This is a genomic window from Halomonas sp. BN3-1 (assembly GCF_003056325.1).
Lineage (GTDB): Bacteria > Pseudomonadota > Gammaproteobacteria > Pseudomonadales > Halomonadaceae > Halomonas > Halomonas litopenaei.
The window spans coordinates 47581-64935 of record NZ_PYVV01000011.1; the positions used below are offsets into that span (position 1 = coordinate 47581).

The following is a 17355-nucleotide window of genomic DNA, read 5'->3' on the forward strand; positions in this document are numbered from 1 at the left end:
TCCCTGGTTGACGCCAGGGCGGCGCCAGAGCGGCGTCAGGCTAGCGACAGGGCGGCTTGCTGGCGGCCAGCGTCCGTGGTCATGGCCGTGGAGGATGGCGTACATTCGCACAAGCGATCCACGACGCGAGAGGCGCATGATGCAGGACGACAGGCTGAGGCCCAGGCCGATGCAGGGCGACGTGCTGGCCACGCCGCGTAGCCGGCTGCGCCCGCTCGAGCGCTATGATCTACCTGGCTTGAGCCGACTGCTGGCCGATCCCCGGGTGATGCGTCACTCGCTCCACGGTGTGCAGGACATGGCGGGTAGCCGTCGCTTTCTCGATGCCTGTCGCGCGAGCTACGCCGACAAGGGCTTTGGCTACTGGGCGGTGGTGCACCCGGTATCGCGAGCGTTGATGGGCTTTTGCGGCTTCGATCACGAGATCCTCGACGGCGAGCGGGAGTTGGCCATCGGCTATCGTTACGCCGTGCATCATTGGGGTAGAGGGCTTGCCACCGAGGTGGCCCTGGCGGTGGTGGCCCACGCCTTTGCCATCACCGACTGCGAGTCGCTGGTGGCGGTGGTCGATCCCACCAATGTGCCGTCGAGCCGAGTGGCACAGAACGCGGGCTTCGTGTGGGAAGGCATGACCACGCTCGAGGGCCAGCGAGTGAAGGTCTACAGGCGTCACCGCTACCGTGAGGTCAGAAGCTGCTGAGCCTGGGCTGCATCCCTGTCCAGGGGAAACGAAGCGGGCCCGCGTGGCGGGCCCGAAAGTGGCGTCATGGTGTCCTCGAGGGGACGGTGTGGCGTGTCAGACGCTGTCGCGGAAGACCCGATCGGCCTTGGGCAGCACCAGATTGAGCACGATGGCAAACAGCGCGCCGGGGATCAGCCCTGACTCGATGATGGCCTGGAGGTTGTCGCTCAGGTTGGCGTAGAGCCCTTCCTGGGCCGGCAGGCCCACCGCGGCGGACAGCGAGACCCCGATGATCACCATGTTGCGCTTGTTGAAGTCGATATGGGAAAGCATCTTGATGCCGGCGCTGGCGATCATGCCGAACATGATCAGTACCGCCCCGCCCAGCACCGAATTGGGGATGCTGGAAACGATGGCACCCAGCTTGGGGATCAGGCCCGCCAGCAGCAGGAAGGCTCCGCCGATGGCCACCACATAGCGGCTGACCACACCGGTCAGCGCCACCATGCCCACGTTCTGGCTGAAGCTGATCTGGGGGAAGGCGTTGAAGATCGCGGCGAACACACTGGACAGGCCGTCGGCCATGACCCCTCCGGAGAGCTCCTTGTGGGTCGGCTCGCGGTCCATGCCGCCGGCGGTGGTGCCGACGATGTCGCCGATGGACTCGGCGCAGGTGACCACCGCCAGCAGCACCACCGGCAGGATCGCCGCCAGATGGAATTCAAGCCCGATGGTCAGCGGCACCGGCAGTGACAGCCAGTCGGCGTCACCGATGGTGGAGAAGTCGATGTAGCCGAACATGGTGGCCACCACGTAACCGGTGATCAGGCCGATCAGCGGCGCCGCTTCGGACCAGATACCGCGGCCGTACTGGTGCAGGCCCAGGGTCACCACCAGTACCAGCGCCCCCAGCAGCAGGTGGTGGGTGGCGCCGAAGTCGGCGGCGCCGAAGCCTCCGCCCCAGTAGGCGAAGCCTACCGGCATCAGCAGGGTGCCGAGCATGACCACGAAGGTGCCGGTGACCACCGGCGGGAACAGAAACCGGAACACCGGCAGAAACATGCCCACCAGGGCCATGGCGACCCCGCCACACAGGGCCGCGCCAAGGGCCGCCGGTAGCCCCATGCCCACGGCAATGGGAATCAGCACCGGGACGAAGCCGAAGCTGGTGCCCATGACGATGGGCAGGCGGGCGCCGATGGGGCCTATCCCCAGCGACTGCACCAGGGTGGCGACACCGGCCACGAACATCGCCGCCTGGATCATGAAGGCGGTCTGGTCCGCCGGCAGGTCGGCGGCGCCGGCGATGATGATCGGCACCGTGACGTTGCCGACGAACATCGCCAGCACGTGTTGCAGGCCCAGCGGAATGGCGCGCCCCAGGGGCGGCATGGCGTTGACGTCATGGGTCGAGCGCACAGATGCGCTTTCCAGGGTGTCCCCGGAGGAGTCGTGGGTGGGCATGGCAGGGTTTTCTCCTGTTGTCGTTGTAGCACCGGCGTCCTTGTCGGAGCGTCGGCGGCGAAACCCCGGAGACCGTGACAGGTGTCAGACCGTCTGTGCTGACTGCCGTGGCACGGCGACCGTTGTCAGGGGGCGGCAGCGTCGGCCCTGGCCCGTGGTGCCGCGCTGCGCTCGAGATCCGTTCGTCGTTCGCTGTTGTTGCCTTTTGTCTTCCCGTCGTCCTGTTCGAAGGTTTGCGTCCAGGCTCGCCCCGAGCCTCCTAGACCGCGCGCCTTAGCCGCACCGCCGCCGCGTTGTGGCGGGCCATCAGCTCGCCCAGATCGACGTCGAGCGGCTGGCCGTCGGCCACCCGCCACTGGCCGGCCACCATCACTCGGTCGGCACGGTGGGCACCGCACAGCAGCAGGGCGGCCAGCGGGTTCTCGGCGCCCGAGAAGCGCGGCTCGTCCAGCCGGAACAGCGCCAGATCGGCCTGCTGGCCAACCTTCAGTCCGCCGATGTCGCTGCGCCCCAGACAACGCGCGGAGCCTTCGGTGGCCCAGCGGATGACGTCCTGGTGACGTACCTGGCTGGGCGAGTAGCGCAGGCGGCCGATCAGCATCGCCTGGCGCATCTCCTCGGCCAGGTTGGAGTGATCCGCCGAGGCCGAGCCGTCCACCGCCAGGCCTACCGGGCAGCCGGCGGCCTCGAGTTCCAGGGTGCGGCACATGCCAGAGCCCAGCACCATGTTGGATGAGGGGCAGTGGGCGATGCCGGTGCCGGCTTGGCCGAGGCGGGCGACCTCGTCGTCGTTGAAGTGGATGCCGTGGGCCAGCCAGGTGCGATCGCTGAGCCAGCCGGTGGCCTCGAGGTAGTCCAGCGGTCGCATCCCGAACAGCTTCTGACAGTACTGCGTCTCGTCCTCGGTTTCTGCCAGGTGGGTGTGCAGGCGCACGTCCTTGTGCTCGGCCAGGCGAGCGCTGTCGACCATCAGCTCATGGCTGACCGAGAAGGGCGAGCAGGGCGCCAGCGCCAGGGTCACCATGGCCCCCTCGCCGCGCTGATGGTAGGCGTCGATCAGACGGGTGCTCTCGTCGAGGATGGTCGCCTCATCCTGCACCACCGACTGGGGCGGCAGCCCGCCCTGATCGCGCCCCACGCTCATCGAACCGCGGGTCAGGGCGGCGCGCACACCGAGCCGACGCGCGGTCTCCACCTGGACGTCGATGGCGTGCTCGAGCGCGCCGGAGAACACGTAGTGATGGTCGGCCACGGTGGTACAGCCGCTCATCAGCAGCTCCACCATGGCCAGCTCACTGGCCAGCGCCAGTTGGGCCTCGTCGAGGTTGGCCCAGACGTCGTAAAGGGTGGTGAGCCAGGGAAACAGCTCCTTGTTGAGCGCCGGCGAGTAGGCCCGGGTCAGGGTCTGGTAGAAGTGGTGGTGGGTGTTGACCAGGCCCGGCAGCAGCACGTGGCGGGAGGCATCGAAGGTCTGCTCGACGCGGGTTCGGGGCGTCTGGCCGGCGGCCACGGCTTCGATGATCCGGCCGTCCTGAACGACGACACCACCGGCCGCGTCAGGGTCGCTGGCGGCCAGCGGATGCTTGATCCAAGTGACGGGGGGATGTGAGCTCATGCAGTTCTCCTGGGTTGGCTTCGCCGAGCGAAGGGTTACCCAAGCATCGTGCCCTGCTCCCGACGCCGTCCCTTGGTCAAGGAGGGCGAGGGCTCGTCGCGTAGCGGATACCTGGTTCAGGTGCCTTCAGAAACAGCCGCCGAGGGCGGTGAGCGTCATCAATTTCACGGTTCACGCTGCACCGATATCGAGCGGCCTGTGTACCATTGTGGTGCGCAATATATGACCGTTATTGTGTACAAAATGGCCATGACGTCAGGGCTTGTCAAGTGCCCCTCTGCTTCACGGCCTGGCGGCCTCGCGGGCGGCTCGGCGCCGGCTCAGTCGGTCCCCGAACAGGTAGGCACCCAGCGCCACCAGAATCAGTAGTGCGCCCAGCAGCATCGAAGGCGAAGGGGTTTCCTGATTGAGCAGCATGCCGAGGGTCAGCGCCAGCACCGGGGTGATCAGGGTCACCAGGGCGACGCTGGCGGCGTGCAGCCGAGACAGGATCAGGTAGTAGCAGAGGAAGCCGATCAGCGAGCCGAACAGCGCAAGGTAAAGCACCGCCCACAGCCCACGGGGGCTGAGGGGAATCATCAGCGGTTCACCGCTGGCGAGCCATAACACCAGAAAGCAGGGCATGGAGCCGGCCAGCGCCCCCACGGTCTGTTGCAAGGGGTCGAGCCCGGCGGCCACCCGCTGCACGGCGATGCCGCTGGCGCTGAACAGCGTCACCGCCGACAGCATCATGGCCAGTGCCAGCACCTGGGCGCCGCCGCCGAGCGTCAGGCTGTCGGCGAACACCACCGCCAGCCCCGCCACCCCCAGACCGCAGCCGATCCAGTGCCAACGCCTGAGCCGGGTGCTGCCGGGCAGGACCTGCAGGATGAAGCCGGAGATCAACGGCGCCATGCCGAACATCACCGACAGCAGGCCCGAGGGCAGAAACTGGGAGGCGTGGTAGCTCAGCGCCATGGCGCCGAACACCCCCGGCACCGCGGCGGCGTAGCTGGCAAGGGCGCGGCGATCGAGGCGGACGCCGCGTCTCAGTACCAGCAGGATCAGAGCGCCGGCGATCAGCGCCAGGCCCATGCGCAGCATCACGCTGCCGATGGGGGCGCCGGCCTCGGCGCTCCACTTGATGGCCAGCGGGGTGGAGGCCCACACCAGCACCACGATCAGATAGGCCAGTCCGGTTGGCATCGTGCGTCCTTTGAAGAGGTCATCGGGAAGACGCTCAGGATAGGCGTTTTCTCGCTGCGCCACAGGCTTTTGGCCGTCGGCTTGTGATGGTCGGGAACGGGGGCCGTGAGCGTGCAGCGAGTAAAAAGGCCTGCGAGTAAAAAGGCGCCACCCTCCCGAAGGAGAGCGGCGCCTCATCGTCATCCCGAGCGCGATAGCTGCCTCGCGGGATAGCTCGCCGCGAGCAGGCGCTACGTCCGCCGCTCAGTCGGCGTAGTTGGTCTCGGAGTACAGCACCCGGGTGCGCAGGGTGTGGTTCACCTCGCGCAGGGCTTCGAGCGCCTGGCCGCCGTAGGCCTTGTCGACGTCGATGACCACGTAGCCGACCTTTTCATTGGTCTGCAGGTACTGGCCGGAGATGTTGATGTCGTTTTCCGACAGCACCCGGTTGATCTCGGACATCACGCCGGGCACGTTCTCGTGGATGTGCAGCAGGCGGTGCTTGTCCGGGTGGGCCGGCAGCGCCACCTCGGGGAAGTTGACCGAGGTGATGCTGGTGCCGTTGTCGGAGAAGGTCACCAGCTTCTCGGACACCTCGACGCCGATGTTCTCCTGGGCCTCCAGGGTGGAACCACCGATGTGCGGGGTGAGGATGACATTCTCGAGGCCACGCAGCGGGCTTTCGAACTCGTCGGCGTTGCCCTTGGGCTCCACCGGGAAGACGTCGATGGCGGCGCCGTTGAGTCGGCCTTCCTTGATCGCCTCGGCCAGGGCCTCGATCACTACCACGCTGCCGCGGGCGGCGTTGATCAGGATGGCGCCGGGCTTCATCAGGCTGATCTGCTCCTCGCCGATCATCCAGCGGGTGGACGGCAGGTCGGGCACGTGCAGGCTGACCACGTCGGAGCGGGCGAGCAGCTCCTCGAGGCTGGCGACCTGGCGCGAGTTGCCCATGGCCAGCTTGGTGATGACGTCGTAGTAGATGACGTCGAAGCCGAGCGCCTCGGCCAGCACCGACAATTGCGAGCCGATGCTGCCGTAGCCGACGATGCCGAGGGTCTTGCCGCGGGCCTCGTGGCTGTTCTTGGCGCTCTTCAGCCAGCCGCCCTGGTGGGCACGGGCGTTCTTCTCGGGAATCCCGCGCAGCAGCATGATGGCCTCGGCCAGCACCAGCTCCGCCACCGAACGGGTGTTGGAGTAGGGGGCGTTGAACACCGGAATGCCGCGCACCAGCGCCGCCGTGAGATCGACCTGATTGGTACCGATGCAGAAGCAACCGACCGCCACCAGCTTCTCGGCCGCCGCGAACACCCGCTCGGTGAGCTGGGTGCGGGAGCGAATGCCGATGAAGTGAACATCACGGATCTTCTCGATCAGCGACTCTTCGTCGAGCGAGGTCGGCATATGCTCGATATTGGTGTATCCGGCGTTGAGAAAATTGTCCACTGCACTCTGGTGGACGCCCTCGAGCAGCAGGATCTTGATCTTGCTCTTGTCCAGGGACGTTTTGGCCATGGTCGAATCAACCTCTTGGAGTTGGCGGCAGCCAGCGGCTGTGTGGTGGGGCAGGCGAAAAATCAGGGTCCATAGAGTACCACAGGGCGGCATTTTCACGTTGAAAATCCTTGCACCGCAGCATGAGCCATCTGCATGTGCCGCCGTCCTTCCGAGGGGCGTTTCGCGGGCCGCGGATAAGGGCCAGGGCAGACGACCCCGGGGGGAGAGCGTGTATACTGTCGCCCTTTGGGGAAAGGCCGGACGTCGTCAGCGAGCCTGCGTTTCCCGGGTGGCCCATCGTCGGCCGTGAACTCGCAATCTCGGGTCAGCCTTTGACCCGCCGCCTGGAGGGGCGCATGGCAACGCAGGACCGCCAGCCAACACAGAAAGATGACGAGTCGCTCGACTTCGCCTCGGCCATGACCCAGCTGGAGACGCTGGTCGAGCGCCTGGAGTCCGGCGAGCTGACGCTGGAGGAGTCGCTCAAGGCCTTCGAGCAGGGCGTGGCCTTGACGCGAGATGCCCAGAAGCGGCTCGACGAGGCCGAACTCAAGGTGCGCAGCCTGACGGAGAACGCCGACGGTGGCATGCAGCTGTCGCCTTTTGATATCGGGGAGGAACCGGGTGAACGCTGACACCATGCTGGCCCGCTTGGCCGCAGACCGGGCGCGGGTAGACCGCTGCCTCGAGGGACTGTTCGAACAGCGCCACGTCGTCGAACCCCGGCTCGAGGCGGCGATGCGCCACGGCCTGCTGGTCGGGGGAAAGCGCCTGCGCCCCATCCTGGTCTACGCCGCAGGGCGTGCGCTGGGGGCCGACGACGACGAGCTGGATATCCCTGCCGCCGCGATCGAGCTGATCCACGCCTACTCGCTGGTCCACGATGACCTGCCGGCGATGGACGACGACGACCTGCGACGTGGCCAGCCCACGGTACACAAGGCCTTCGACGAGGCCTCGGCGATTCTCGCCGGTGACGCCCTGCAGACGCTGGCGTTCGAGCTGCTGGCGAGCTCTCCCTCGCCCCGCCTGGGGGCCCTGGTGGCGACCCTGGCCAAGGCGTCTGGTCGCGACGGCATGGCCGCCGGCCAGGCGCTGGATCTGGCGGTGGTGGGCGAACGTCCCGACCTGGCGATGCTGGAAACCATGCACCGCCACAAGACCGGTGCACTGATTCGCGCCGCGGTTCGCCTCGGTGGACTGGTGGCGGTGGCCGAGGACGATTCGCGTCTGGGGGCGTTGGACACCTATGCTGCGGCCATGGGCCTGGCGTTTCAGGTGCATGACGACGTGCTGGACGTCACCGGCGACACCGATACCCTCGGCAAGACCTCGGGGGCCGACGCGGCCCGCGACAAGCCGACCTATCCCGCCCTGCTCGGGCTTGACGGCGCCCGAGCCAAGGCCGGTGCGCTGATCGACGAGGCACTCGACGCCATCGCCCCGCTGGGCGAGGCGGCGGCGCCTCTGGCCGGGCTTGCCCGCTACATGATCGAGCGCGATCACTGACGACCACAGGGCTAACATGAAGCTGTTCGACACGATTCCCACCGAGCGGCCGGCGACACCGCTGCTCGATACTCTGGATACCCCGGCTGCGCTGCGTGCCATGAGCGCAGAGCAGCTCAAGCGCGTGGCCGACGAGCTGCGCGCCTACCTGCTGTATAGCGTCGGTGTTTCCGGCGGCCACTTCGGCGCCGGCCTTGGTGTGGTCGAGCTGACCGTGGCGCTGCACCACGCCTTCCGCACGCCCCACGATCGCCTGGTGTGGGACGTGGGCCACCAGGCCTATCCCCACAAGATTCTGACCGGCCGCCGCGAGGCCATGACCAGCATTCGCCGCTACGGTGGTCTGGCGGCCTTTCCCCGGCGTGCCGAGTCGGAGTACGACACCTTTGGCGTCGGCCATTCCAGCACCTCCATCTCGGCGGCCCTGGGCATGGCCCTGGCGGCGCGCACGCAGAAGCAGGAGCGGCGCGTCTGTGCCGTCATCGGAGACGGCGCCCTGACTGCGGGCATGGCCTTCGAGGCCCTGGCCCACGCCGGCCACGTCAACGCCAACCTGCTGGTCGTGCTCAATGACAACGAGATGTCGATCTCCGAGAACGTCGGGGGCGTGGCCAGCTACCTGGCACGGATTCTGGTCAGTAAGCCCTATCTGAGCATGCGTGAGAACGGCAAGCGGGTGCTGTCCCACCTGCCGGGTGCGCTGGAGCTGGCGCGGCGTACCGAGGAGCACGTCAAGGGCATGGTCAGTCCGGCCACCCTGTTCGAGGAGATGGGCTTCAACTATGTCGGTCCCATCGACGGCCACGATATCGACGCCCTGACCGATGCCCTCACCAGCATGCGTGAGCTGGACGGACCTCAGTTTCTGCACGTGAAGACGTGCAAGGGCCGGGGCTTCCTGCCGGCGGAGTCCGATCCCATCGGCTACCACGCCATCACCAAGCTGGAGACGCCGGAGGCCGCCAAGGCCAAGCCCCCGGCGACCGCGTCGAATGCGCCGCCGAAGAAGAAGTACTGCAGCGTGTTCGGCGACTGGATCTGTGACATGGCCGCCGCCGACGAACGTCTGATCGGTATCACCCCGGCCATGCGTGAGGGGTCGGATTTAATCCGTTTCTCCAAGGAGTACCCCGAGCGCTACTACGACGTGGCCATCGCCGAGCAGCACTCGGTGACCCTGGCCGCCGGCATGGCCTGCGAGGCGATGAAACCGGTGGTGGCGATCTACTCGACCTTCCTGCAACGCGGCTATGACCAGTTGATCCACGACGTGGCGGTGCAGGAGCTGGACGTGACCTTCGCCATCGATCGTGCCGGCCTGGTCGGTGAGGATGGCCCGACCCACCATGGCGCCCTGGATTTGACCTACCTGCGCTGCGTACCGGGCATGGTGGTGCTGGCGCCGGCGGACGAGGCCGAGTGTCGCGCCATGCTCAGCGCCGCCTACCATCATCCGGGGCCAGCGGCGGTGCGCTATCCCCGCGGTACCGGTCCCGGTGTGCCCATTCCCGCCGACCTCGAGCCGCTGCCCATCGGCGTGGCCGAGCCGCGGCGTCAGGGCAAGGGCGTGGCGCTGCTGGCCTTCGGTAGCCTCAATGACCCCGCCGGGGTGGTGGCCGAGCGGCTAGACGCCACTCACATCAATATGCGCAGCGTCAAACCGCTGGATCGTGACGCCGTGCTAGAGGCCGCCCGCAACCACGACCTGCTGGTCACCCTGGAAGAAAACGTGGTGGCCGGAGGCGCCGGCAGTGGCGTCAACGAACTGCTGCTGGCCGAGGGTGTCGCCGTGCCGGTGCTCAACCTGGGCCTGCCCGATGTCTTTGCCGAACACGGCAAGCCAGCGGAGCTGCTGCGTGACTGTGGCCTCGATGCCGAGGGTATCGAGGCGGCGATTCGTCGCCGTCTGGACAAGCACCGAAAGCGCTGAGCGAGGGTGCCTGCGTCGCGCACGGCGCAAGTATGTCCGTCATGCCATCGGCCCCCGCTCCAGGGGGCCGATGGCGTATGGGAGCAGGCTCAGCGATGGCTGGCGCTTTCGACCAGGCGTTCGATGACGGACCTGGCAGTGTCAGATGGCGGCGTGTCCACTCCCAGCAAGCCCTGCCAGGGGAATACCGAAGCATTGGAGGCCAGACTGACGCTGATGCTGGCGGAAGCGATGGCGCCGACGATGGCAAGGCGAGTGATCGATAGTCGCATGGGAGTGTGAACCGAGCGGCTTGAAATGGCGTGCAGTGTCGCGCTTGCAGATGACCATTCGATGAAACAGCGAAGGCTGGACCTTCGCCGCCGGCTCGACGGCGATGGTATGCTGCCTGCTCATACCCCTTTGGCGGGACCTGGCATCGCCGCGACGGTTGGCCAGGGCCGAAACAGAAAAAGACGTGGCGCCGCCGCTTGGCGACGTAGCGCACAAGAGAGGATTTTATGCTGACCATCATCGTGATTGGCGCGGTAGTGGGCTTCCTGGCCGGTGGGCCGCTGGGCATGCTGATCGGCGGCGGTATCGGCTGGTGGCTGGGCGGGCGCCTGCGTGGCGGTCTGATGCTCAGCAAGGGCCTGGCCGAGATGCAGCGTCAGTTCATGGACTCCACCTTCGCGGTGATGGGGGCGGTGTGCCAGGCCGATGGTCAGGTCAGCGGCGAGGAGCGCCAGGTGCTGGAGCAATTGCTGGTGCGTCTGCGTCTGCCGGAAAGCACCCGTGCCAGCGCCCGCGCCGCCTTCGAGCGCGGGCGCGCCAGTGACTTCGATCTCGACGGTGAGATCGCACGGGTGGCCCGGCTGACGCGCGGGCGCAGCGCGCTGCGCCAGATCTTCCTGCAGGTGCAGCTTTCCGCCATCGCCGCCGATGGGGTGCTGCACCCGGCCGAGCACAGCATGCTGATGCGGGTGGCTCGCGGGCTTGGCTGCAGCGAGGCCGAGATCGCCCAGATCGAAGCCATGCTGCGGGGCGGCGCCTCCCACGGTGCCGGCGCGACCCAGGAGAGCCAGAGCCCGCTGGAAGATGCCTACAAGGTGCTCGGTGTCAGCGACGAGGCCAGTGACGCCGAGGTCAAGCGCGCCTACCGCAAGCTGATGAGCGAGAACCACCCGGACAAGCTGGCCAGTCGTGGCCTGCCCGACAGCATGCGCGAGGTCGCCGAGGCCCGCACCGTCGAGATCGGCAACGCCTACCAGCGCATTCGCCAGGCCCGCGGTCAGGCCTGACGGCCCCAGGGCCAAGTGGCACTGGCCTGGCTCGCGGGGGCTATTGCTGTACGGGGGTGTGCTCTTGCAGAGCCTCGGCCAGTCGCAGCGCGATGTTCCGGGCATCGTCATTGTCACGCCGCCAGGCGATGGCGATGCGGGTGGTCAGTTCCGCCCAGCGGGCCGACAGGGGCCGGGCGATGACGCCGTCTCGGCGCGTGGCCAGAAAACTCTGTGGCACCAGCGCGATGCCTTCGCCGGCGGCCACACGGGCCAGTAGCCGGTGGTGGTCCTGTGGCTCTTCCCGTCGTGGCGGTCGATAGCCAGCGCGTTGAAACAGACGTTCGCAGTGATCGAAGTACTCGGGGTTGTCGCGCCGGGGAAACCAGAACAGCGGAGTGTCGCCCAACTCGCATAGCTCGACTGGCGACGCCTGGGCACTGGCCTGGTAGCTGCCCTTACCGTCCAGCCCTGCCTCGGGCAGGATCACCCACAGCGGGTCACGTCCCACCTCCACACTTTCCACCTGCGCCGGCAGCTGGCTCGGCATGCCGATCAGGGCCAGTTGCAAGGTGATTGCAGCGTCGTAGTCCTGTTTGGCCAGTCTTGTCAGCAGTTCCCGCGAAGAGCGTCGTTCGATCTCGACGCTGCGTCCCAGCTGAGCCTCCAGCCAGCTGCGCGAGGGAAGCACGCTATCATCCAGTGCCGGGGTCATGCCGATAACCATGGGAGCCGTGGTCTGCCGACTCATCCGGGCTTCCTGGCAGGCGGCCTCAATTTCGTCGAAGCAGGGCCGCAGGCGTCGGGCCAGTTGTTCGCCTGCCGGCGTCAGGGCCACGCGGCGAGTGGTACGGGTGAACAGCGAGACGCCAAGTTCCTGCTCCAGCGCCTGGATGCGGCGGGTCAGCGGTGGCTGCGAGATGTGCAGCCTCGCCGCCGCCTCGCGAAAGTGCCCGGTATCGGCGACGGCCAGAAAGCTCACTAGAAGATGGTGGTTCCTGAATTCAGGGTTCACGGCGGCGCTCCTGGCGGACAAGATTGATACTTTCAGAGTATCAAAATATCGGCAATTCTCCTGATCGGCACCCGAGATGAAGATGGTGGTGCTGTATCCGCCATCCGCGATCAGGAGCTCCACATGTCCTCGAATGACACTTGCCAGACCCCCGCAACCGCCATCGATACGGCGTCCGTCCCCGTTACCACATCCGCCGTGACCAGTTTGCGACGGCTTGGCAGCGGACTGCGCGTCTTCCCGCTCGGGCTTGGCTGCATGGGCATGTCCGAGTTCTACGGGCAGAGCGATGACAAGGCCTCGCAGCGGCTGATCCAAGAGGCGCTGGAGCGCGGGATCAGCCTGTTCGACAGCGCCGACACCTATGGCCAGGGCCATAACGAGAGCTTGCTGGGCAGAGCGTTGCTGGGGCGTCGCGAGAACGCCGTCATCGCCACCAAGTTCGGAATCGTGCGCGAGCCAGGTGCCTACGCCAGGACCATCAACACCCGCCCGGACTACGTGAAGCTGGCCTGCGAGGCCTCGCTGAAGCGCCTTGGCGTCGAGACCATCGATCTTTACTACGCCCATCGTCTCGACCCCCAGGTGCCCATCGAGGACACCGTGGGTGCCATGGCCGAACTGGTGGCGGAAGGCAAGGTGCGGGCGCTGGGTCTGTGCGAGGTGTCGGCGTCGACCCTGGAGCGCGCCTGCGCCGTTCATGCCATCGCGGCGGTGCAGAGCGAATACTCGTTGTGGAGCCGAGGCGTCGAGACCGAGGTACTGCCAGCCTGTCGTCGCCTGGGGGTGTCGCTGGTGCCTTATTCGCCTCTGGGGCGTGGCTTTTTAAGCGGACAGATCCGTACCACCGACGCCATGAGTGAGGACGACTTTCGTCGTCAGGCTCCGCGCTTCACGGAGCATAACCTGGCGCTCAACCGTCGCTTGCTGGAAAAGCTCGAGGCCTTCGCCCAGGGACGCCAGGTCACGACGGCTCAGGTCGCGCTGGCCTGGCTGCTGGCCCAGGGCGACGACATCGTGCCGATACCGGGTACCCGTCGCCTGGCGCGACTGGAGGAAAATCTTGGCGCACTGGCGCTGTCGTTGAGCCCGACGGAGAGGCAGCGTCTCGAGAACTGGTTTGCGCCTGACGTCGTTGCCGGCGAGCGCTACACGGCAGAGGGCATGAAGGGGGTGGAGGTGGAGACCCGGCGTCCTGACTGAGGCGAGGGCCGTCGGGACGTTGCCTGGTGTATCTCCAGAGAGGGTGTCGGCTGTCGGTGTTGGGGAGGCGGGTCGCGGGGTGATGGAGGTATCTGTCGGCGCCGTCACCCGATGTCCGAGGGGAATTTTCAGGGTGGTCAGCTAGCTGCAGGCCGGCGCTGGCTTGTACTTCTGGAACGGCGGTTGCGGGGATGTGACAGCGCGGTTGCCGTTTGTGCCGCAAGCGCCTAGGATGCCCCGCTGCCCGCACGACGCCGTCCGGCGTCATCCCCTCGGGCCAAGACCGACAAGAACCCAGGAGACTCCCGATGTCCTTCGGACTCTTATCCCTGTTGCCGCCGCTGCTGGCCATCCTGCTGGCATTGGCGACGCGCAACGTCATTCCCGCGCTGTTCTGCGGCGTCTGGCTCGGGGCGACCATGCTCGCCGGCTACAATCCTGCCGCCGGCCTCTACAACAGTTTTTCTGACTTTATCGTGCCGAGCATCGGCGACGAGTGGAATGCCACCGTGCTGATCTACTGTGGCCTGTTCGGGGTGCTGATCAGCGTGCTGCAGCGTACCGGTGGCGCCCACGCCATCGCCCGCGCCATCTCGCGCAAGGTCGCCAGCGCCCGTGGCGCCCAGGGCAGCACGCTTGGCCTTGGCATGCTGATCTTCTTCGAGGACTATTTCAACGCCCTCACCGTGGGCAGCGTGATGCGTCCGATCACCGATCGCATGAAGGTCTCCCGCGAGAAGCTCGCCTACATCGTCGATTCCACCTCGGCCCCCATGTGCCTGCTGGGCCCGGTGTCCACCTGGGTGGTCTTCGTCATGGGGCTGATCGGCACCCAGCTGGGCGAGATGGAGGTGAGCGGCTCGGAGTACCTGATCTACCTGTCCTCGATTCCGCTGAACTTCTACGCCTGGCTGGCGCTGGGGATGATCTTCTATATCGTCGTCACCCAGTGGGACTTCGGTCCCATGGCGCGGGCAGAACGTCGCGCCCGGGAGACCGGCAAGCTGATGGAAGACACCGCCAAGCCGCCTTCCGAGACCGACGCCATGGAGCTCAAGGCGCCGGGAGATACCGCTCGCAAGCGCAACATGCTGGTGCCGATCGGGGTGTTGCTGGCGATGATTCCGCCGCTGTTTCTGTGGACCGGCAACTTCCCGGAAAATGACCTGGTGACTGCGGTGGGCAACGCCGACGGCGGTCAGTCGATCCTGATCGCCACCCTGGTGGCGGTGATGACGGGGCTGGCCATGGGCATGAGTCAGCGGCTGTTCGACTTCCGCGAGGCCATGGATATCGTGGTCGAGGGCATCAAGAGCATGACCCTGGTCTACATCATCCTGGCGCTGGCCTGGTCCATCGGCAGCGTCACCTCCGAGCTTGGCACCGCCGACTACCTGGTCAGCCTGACCGAGGCCAGCATTCCGCCCAGCCTGGTACCGGTGCTGCTGTTCCTGATCGGCGCCGTGGTGGCCTTCACCACCGGCACCTCCTACGGCACCTTCGCCATCATGATTCCGATCGCCATGCCAGTGGCGGCGGCCATGGACCTGCCCATGGCGCTGGCCATCGCCTCGGTGCTGAGCGGCGGCATCTTCGGCGATCATTGCTCGCCGATTTCCGATACCACCATTCTGTCCTCGGCGGGGTCCAGCTGTGACCATATCGACCATGTGCGCACCCAGCTGCCCTACGCGGTGACAGCCGGTGTCGCAGGACTGGTGGCCTTCTTCGTGGCCGGTGTCACCGGTACCACCTGGATCGGAGCGATCAGCGGTGTCGCAGTGATATTGACCATCGCGCTGGTGATGAAGGCGCTGTGGCAGCCACGGCAGGTCGATTCCGCGCCTCAGACACGCTGACGCAGGCTCGACGGCCGGGTCGCCGGGTCGCCGAGTGCCTGGTCCCGCACCTGGCCCCGTGTCCGGTAGACCCTCCCCCAGGCCGAGCATAAAAAGACCCGGCACTAAGAGGCCGAGCACAAAAAGACCCGGCACATAAAAAGGCCCCGCCGACATCACGTCGGCGGGGCCTTTGCGTTGGTACCCGGGGTCCTTACCCGCGGGCACCCATCGGATCGGTGCGCTTAGCCGGTGGTGGCCTGACGGGCCAGGTCCAGGTCGTGCTCGCTCATGGCGAAGTCGGTGCGCTTGGCCTGAACCCGCAGCAGCTCCAGCCGGGCATTGGCCATGGCGTTGCTGCCGTTGTCGGCGATATGGGCGTTGCCGACCTGATGGGCGGCCTCCAGCGCGCTGGCGCTGACCTGAGCCAACGGCTCGGCGTTGAGCGCTTGGGCGCGGTCAGTGGCACGGTCGGCCTGGGCGGTCAGCGGCAGGGCAGCGGCGAGCAGGGCAGTAGCGGCGATCTTGGTAGTGGCTTTCATGGTGTCTCTCCTGTAGGCCTGATGGGCTTCTGGGTGAGCCCTTGGCCATCGCGTATGTCGGTTTCTGCGGTCGTCTTGCAGTCTTTGTCGAAGGGCCTTTGTTGCTGGCCTTCGCGATCGTCTGTTGGAGATGACGCCGGGCGTCATTTGGACGTTGCCGGTCATCATCAAGTCAAACGGTCGTTTTAATCTGGTCGGCAAAAATTAGCCGGTGGTGGCCTGACGGGCCAGGTCCAGGTCATGCTCGCTCATGGCGAAGTCGGTACGCTTGGCCTGTTCGCGCAGCAGCTCCAGGCGGGCGTTGGCCATCGCATTGCTGCCGTTGTCGGCGATATGGGCGTTGCCGACCTGATGGGCGGCGTCGAGGGCGGCGACGCTGAGGCTGGACAGCGGCTCGGCGTTGAGCGCCTGGGCACGGTCACTGGCGCGGTCGGCCTGGGCGGTCAGCGGCAGGGCAGCGGCGAGCAGGGCAGTAGCGGCGATCTTGGTAGTGGCTTTCATGGTGTCTCTCCTATTGGGCCTCGTGGCCCTTGTCTCTCTTGAATTCGACCGATTCAAAATAAAACGGTCGTTTTAATTTTGGTGGCATTTTTTGGCCCCTCAGGGCCTGCCTTTTCTGCAGCTTGTCATCCTTGTCTGCCTGGACCTTGCTGACTCTGTCCTGCGTTCGAAGGATGTATCCAACGGGTACTGCATGAAAACTTGCGGCAATAATATTAACAGGCTAACGGAATGTCAAATACCGATGCGACCTTGGTCTAAGTCGCCTTTACACAGCGCAGCCTAGATGGTCACCGCGACACGCCGTCCGTCCAGCTGCAGAAAGCGAGTGGCCTGGGCCTGGTCGCGATGCAGTTGCAGCCTGGCGTTTGCCAGCGTCTTGCCATCATGGGTCGAGGCGGCGGTGTTGCCGATACGCTGACCACCGATAGCCAGAGGCTCGACATCGGCGACTTGCTGCCCCAGCACGTCATCGACCAACGGGGCCTGGTCGGTCAAGGGCGATTCGTTCAGGGCCAGGGCGTACTTGGGTGGTGCAGCCTGGGCCAGAGCGGGCAGAGAGGCGACGATCAGGGCAGCGAGGATCAAGGTGGGTTTCATGTCGAAGCTCCTTCCGGTTTCAGCGGGTGGCGTCACCCGCTGTCGATGTGTGTATTTTGTTAGCGTTCTATCGAAAGTGCCAGGTAATCGCTTTTATGGCTTCGATAATGCGGCTCTATTAAAACGGTCGTATGCCTGTAGCGGTGCAAAAACAAAGGCATTTTTTTCTTGCTGTTACTTGGTGGCGGCGCGACCGAGGTCGAGATTGAGCATGAAGTCGGTCATTTCCACATGGCGAGACTGCAGCCGCAGGCGAGCCTTGCGCAGGGCTTCGGTGCTGTCGCTGGCGATGTGGGCATTGATCACTTCATGGCCCTGCTGGGGCATGGCGTCGCGCATGGACAGGGGTTGGCTGTTCAGCGCGCGGGCCAGGTCGGTGGCACGGGCGTCGGCCTGGGCCGTCAGCGGAAGTGTGGTCACGGCGGCAATGGCGGCAATCGAAAGCAGCTTGAGTTTCATGTCGGCACCTCGAAGGTCAAGATCAATGGAGCGTAATGTTGCGTTTGATCTTGAGTCGAGGGTGGGCCGGATTCCTT

At 66.0% G+C, this 17355-nt stretch carries 17 protein-coding genes; 7 read left to right on the forward strand and 10 right to left on the reverse strand.

The features are described 5' to 3' along the window. The first annotated feature begins 136 nt into the window (after positions 1-136). Positions 137-700 carry a GNAT family N-acetyltransferase gene (locus C9F12_RS15370; protein ID WP_162816504.1) on the forward strand — a complete coding sequence of 188 codons (564 nt, stop codon included), beginning with the start codon at positions 137-139 and terminating at the stop codon, positions 698-700. 96 nt (positions 701-796) lie between these two features. On the opposite strand, the gene C9F12_RS15375 is transcribed toward C9F12_RS15370, so the two are convergent. From C9F12_RS15375 to serA, 4 genes are all read right to left on the reverse strand, one after another. Next, on the reverse strand, positions 797-2146 hold the full coding sequence (locus C9F12_RS15375; protein ID WP_052704445.1) for a nucleobase:cation symporter-2 family protein: 1350 nt from the start codon (positions 2144-2146) through the stop codon (positions 797-799). A gap of 259 nt (positions 2147-2405) precedes the next feature. Next, on the reverse strand, positions 2406-3761 hold the full coding sequence (locus C9F12_RS15380; RefSeq protein WP_108449468.1) for an 8-oxoguanine deaminase: 1356 nt from the start codon (positions 3759-3761) through the stop codon (positions 2406-2408). 282 nt (positions 3762-4043) lie between these two features. Further along, the gene (locus C9F12_RS15385) at positions 4044-4946 is read right to left on the reverse strand and encodes a DMT family transporter (RefSeq protein WP_108449469.1); all 903 of its coding nucleotides are present in this window, start codon (positions 4944-4946) and stop codon (positions 4044-4046) included. 243 nt (positions 4947-5189) lie between these two features. Further along, positions 5190-6440, reverse strand: a complete 1251-nt coding sequence (gene serA, locus C9F12_RS15390) for a phosphoglycerate dehydrogenase (RefSeq protein WP_108449470.1) — start codon at positions 6438-6440, stop codon at positions 5190-5192. 338 nt (positions 6441-6778) lie between these two features. Here serA and C9F12_RS15395 point away from each other — a divergent pair, with 338 nt between their 5' ends. From C9F12_RS15395 to dxs, 3 genes are read left to right on the forward strand one after another with little or no spacing between them, the layout of a single operon-like run. Then, entirely contained in the window at positions 6779-7057 is a 279-nt protein-coding gene (locus C9F12_RS15395) for an exodeoxyribonuclease VII small subunit (protein WP_045993891.1), read from the forward strand. A 4-nt stretch (positions 7058-7061) separates the two neighbouring features. Continuing rightward, positions 7062-7931 (forward strand): (2E,6E)-farnesyl diphosphate synthase, encoded by an 870-nt coding sequence (gene ispA, locus C9F12_RS15400; RefSeq protein ID WP_108449534.1) that lies wholly within the window; start codon positions 7062-7064, stop codon positions 7929-7931. Between the two features lie 16 nt (positions 7932-7947). Next, complete coding sequence (gene dxs / locus C9F12_RS15405) at positions 7948-9861, forward strand: 1-deoxy-D-xylulose-5-phosphate synthase (protein WP_108449471.1); 1914 nt, start codon at positions 7948-7950, stop codon at positions 9859-9861. Positions 9862-9950: 89 nt separating this feature from the next. Here the strand turns inward: dxs and C9F12_RS15410 are convergent, their stop codons facing one another. Continuing rightward, the gene (locus C9F12_RS15410) at positions 9951-10133 is read right to left on the reverse strand and encodes a hypothetical protein (protein ID WP_108131886.1); all 183 of its coding nucleotides are present in this window, start codon (positions 10131-10133) and stop codon (positions 9951-9953) included. Between the two features lie 228 nt (positions 10134-10361). Here C9F12_RS15410 and djlA point away from each other — a divergent pair, with 228 nt between their 5' ends. Further along, a complete protein-coding gene (gene djlA / locus C9F12_RS15415; RefSeq protein ID WP_045993894.1) occupies positions 10362-11141 on the forward strand; it encodes a co-chaperone DjlA in 780 nt (259 codons plus the stop codon). A 40-nt stretch (positions 11142-11181) separates the two neighbouring features. Here djlA and C9F12_RS15420 read toward each other — a convergent pair whose 3' ends face one another. Beyond that, positions 11182-12135: a LysR family transcriptional regulator gene (locus C9F12_RS15420; protein WP_162816505.1), complete on the reverse strand. Its 954-nt coding sequence runs from the start codon at positions 12133-12135 to the stop codon at positions 11182-11184. 123 nt (positions 12136-12258) lie between these two features. Here C9F12_RS15420 and C9F12_RS15430 point away from each other — a divergent pair, with 123 nt between their 5' ends. Both C9F12_RS15430 and C9F12_RS15435 read left to right on the forward strand, forming a co-directional pair. Then, complete coding sequence (locus C9F12_RS15430; RefSeq protein WP_108449472.1) at positions 12259-13338, forward strand: aldo/keto reductase; 1080 nt, start codon at positions 12259-12261, stop codon at positions 13336-13338. A gap of 308 nt (positions 13339-13646) precedes the next feature. Continuing rightward, entirely contained in the window at positions 13647-15197 is a 1551-nt protein-coding gene (locus C9F12_RS15435) for a Na+/H+ antiporter NhaC family protein (protein WP_108449473.1), read from the forward strand. 224 nt (positions 15198-15421) lie between these two features. Here C9F12_RS15435 and C9F12_RS15440 read toward each other — a convergent pair whose 3' ends face one another. From C9F12_RS15440 to C9F12_RS15455, 4 genes are all read right to left on the reverse strand, one after another. Further along, on the reverse strand, positions 15422-15718 hold the full coding sequence (locus C9F12_RS15440; RefSeq protein WP_045993896.1) for a hypothetical protein: 297 nt from the start codon (positions 15716-15718) through the stop codon (positions 15422-15424). A gap of 204 nt (positions 15719-15922) precedes the next feature. Further along, positions 15923-16219, reverse strand: coding sequence for a hypothetical protein (locus C9F12_RS15445; RefSeq protein WP_108131883.1), 297 nt, complete (start codon positions 16217-16219; stop codon positions 15923-15925). 282 nt (positions 16220-16501) lie between these two features. Next, positions 16502-16819, reverse strand: a complete 318-nt coding sequence (locus tag C9F12_RS15450) for a hypothetical protein (RefSeq protein ID WP_108449474.1) — start codon at positions 16817-16819, stop codon at positions 16502-16504. 174 nt (positions 16820-16993) lie between these two features. Next, entirely contained in the window at positions 16994-17278 is a 285-nt protein-coding gene (locus C9F12_RS15455; protein WP_045993899.1) for a hypothetical protein, read from the reverse strand. Between the last annotated feature and the right edge of the window lie 77 nt (positions 17279-17355).

What these genes read in the sequence shown, in the direction of transcription:
- C9F12_RS15370 (WP_162816504.1), top strand. Translation starts at nt 137, where the DNA reads ATGATGCAGGACGACAGGCTGAGGCCCAGGCCGATGCAGGGCGACGTG.
- C9F12_RS15375 (WP_052704445.1), bottom strand. Translation starts at nt 2,146, where the DNA reads ATGCCCACCCACGACTCCTCCGGGGACACCCTGGAAAGCGCATCTGTG.
- C9F12_RS15380 (WP_108449468.1), bottom strand. Translation starts at nt 3,761, where the DNA reads ATGAGCTCACATCCCCCCGTCACTTGGATCAAGCATCCGCTGGCCGCC.
- C9F12_RS15385 (WP_108449469.1), bottom strand. Translation starts at nt 4,946, where the DNA reads ATGCCAACCGGACTGGCCTATCTGATCGTGGTGCTGGTGTGGGCCTCC.
- serA (WP_108449470.1), bottom strand. Translation starts at nt 6,440, where the DNA reads ATGGCCAAAACGTCCCTGGACAAGAGCAAGATCAAGATCCTGCTGCTC.
- C9F12_RS15395 (WP_045993891.1), top strand. Translation starts at nt 6,779, where the DNA reads ATGGCAACGCAGGACCGCCAGCCAACACAGAAAGATGACGAGTCGCTC.
- ispA (WP_108449534.1), top strand. Translation starts at nt 7,062, where the DNA reads ATGCTGGCCCGCTTGGCCGCAGACCGGGCGCGGGTAGACCGCTGCCTC.
- dxs (WP_108449471.1), top strand. Translation starts at nt 7,948, where the DNA reads ATGAAGCTGTTCGACACGATTCCCACCGAGCGGCCGGCGACACCGCTG.
- C9F12_RS15410 (WP_108131886.1), bottom strand. Translation starts at nt 10,133, where the DNA reads ATGCGACTATCGATCACTCGCCTTGCCATCGTCGGCGCCATCGCTTCC.
- djlA (WP_045993894.1), top strand. Translation starts at nt 10,362, where the DNA reads ATGCTGACCATCATCGTGATTGGCGCGGTAGTGGGCTTCCTGGCCGGT.
- C9F12_RS15430 (WP_108449472.1), top strand. Translation starts at nt 12,259, where the DNA reads ATGTCCTCGAATGACACTTGCCAGACCCCCGCAACCGCCATCGATACG.
- C9F12_RS15435 (WP_108449473.1), top strand. Translation starts at nt 13,647, where the DNA reads ATGTCCTTCGGACTCTTATCCCTGTTGCCGCCGCTGCTGGCCATCCTG.
- C9F12_RS15440 (WP_045993896.1), bottom strand. Translation starts at nt 15,718, where the DNA reads ATGAAAGCCACTACCAAGATCGCCGCTACTGCCCTGCTCGCCGCTGCC.
- C9F12_RS15445 (WP_108131883.1), bottom strand. Translation starts at nt 16,219, where the DNA reads ATGAAAGCCACTACCAAGATCGCCGCTACTGCCCTGCTCGCCGCTGCC.
- C9F12_RS15450 (WP_108449474.1), bottom strand. Translation starts at nt 16,819, where the DNA reads ATGAAACCCACCTTGATCCTCGCTGCCCTGATCGTCGCCTCTCTGCCC.
- C9F12_RS15455 (WP_045993899.1), bottom strand. Translation starts at nt 17,278, where the DNA reads ATGAAACTCAAGCTGCTTTCGATTGCCGCCATTGCCGCCGTGACCACA.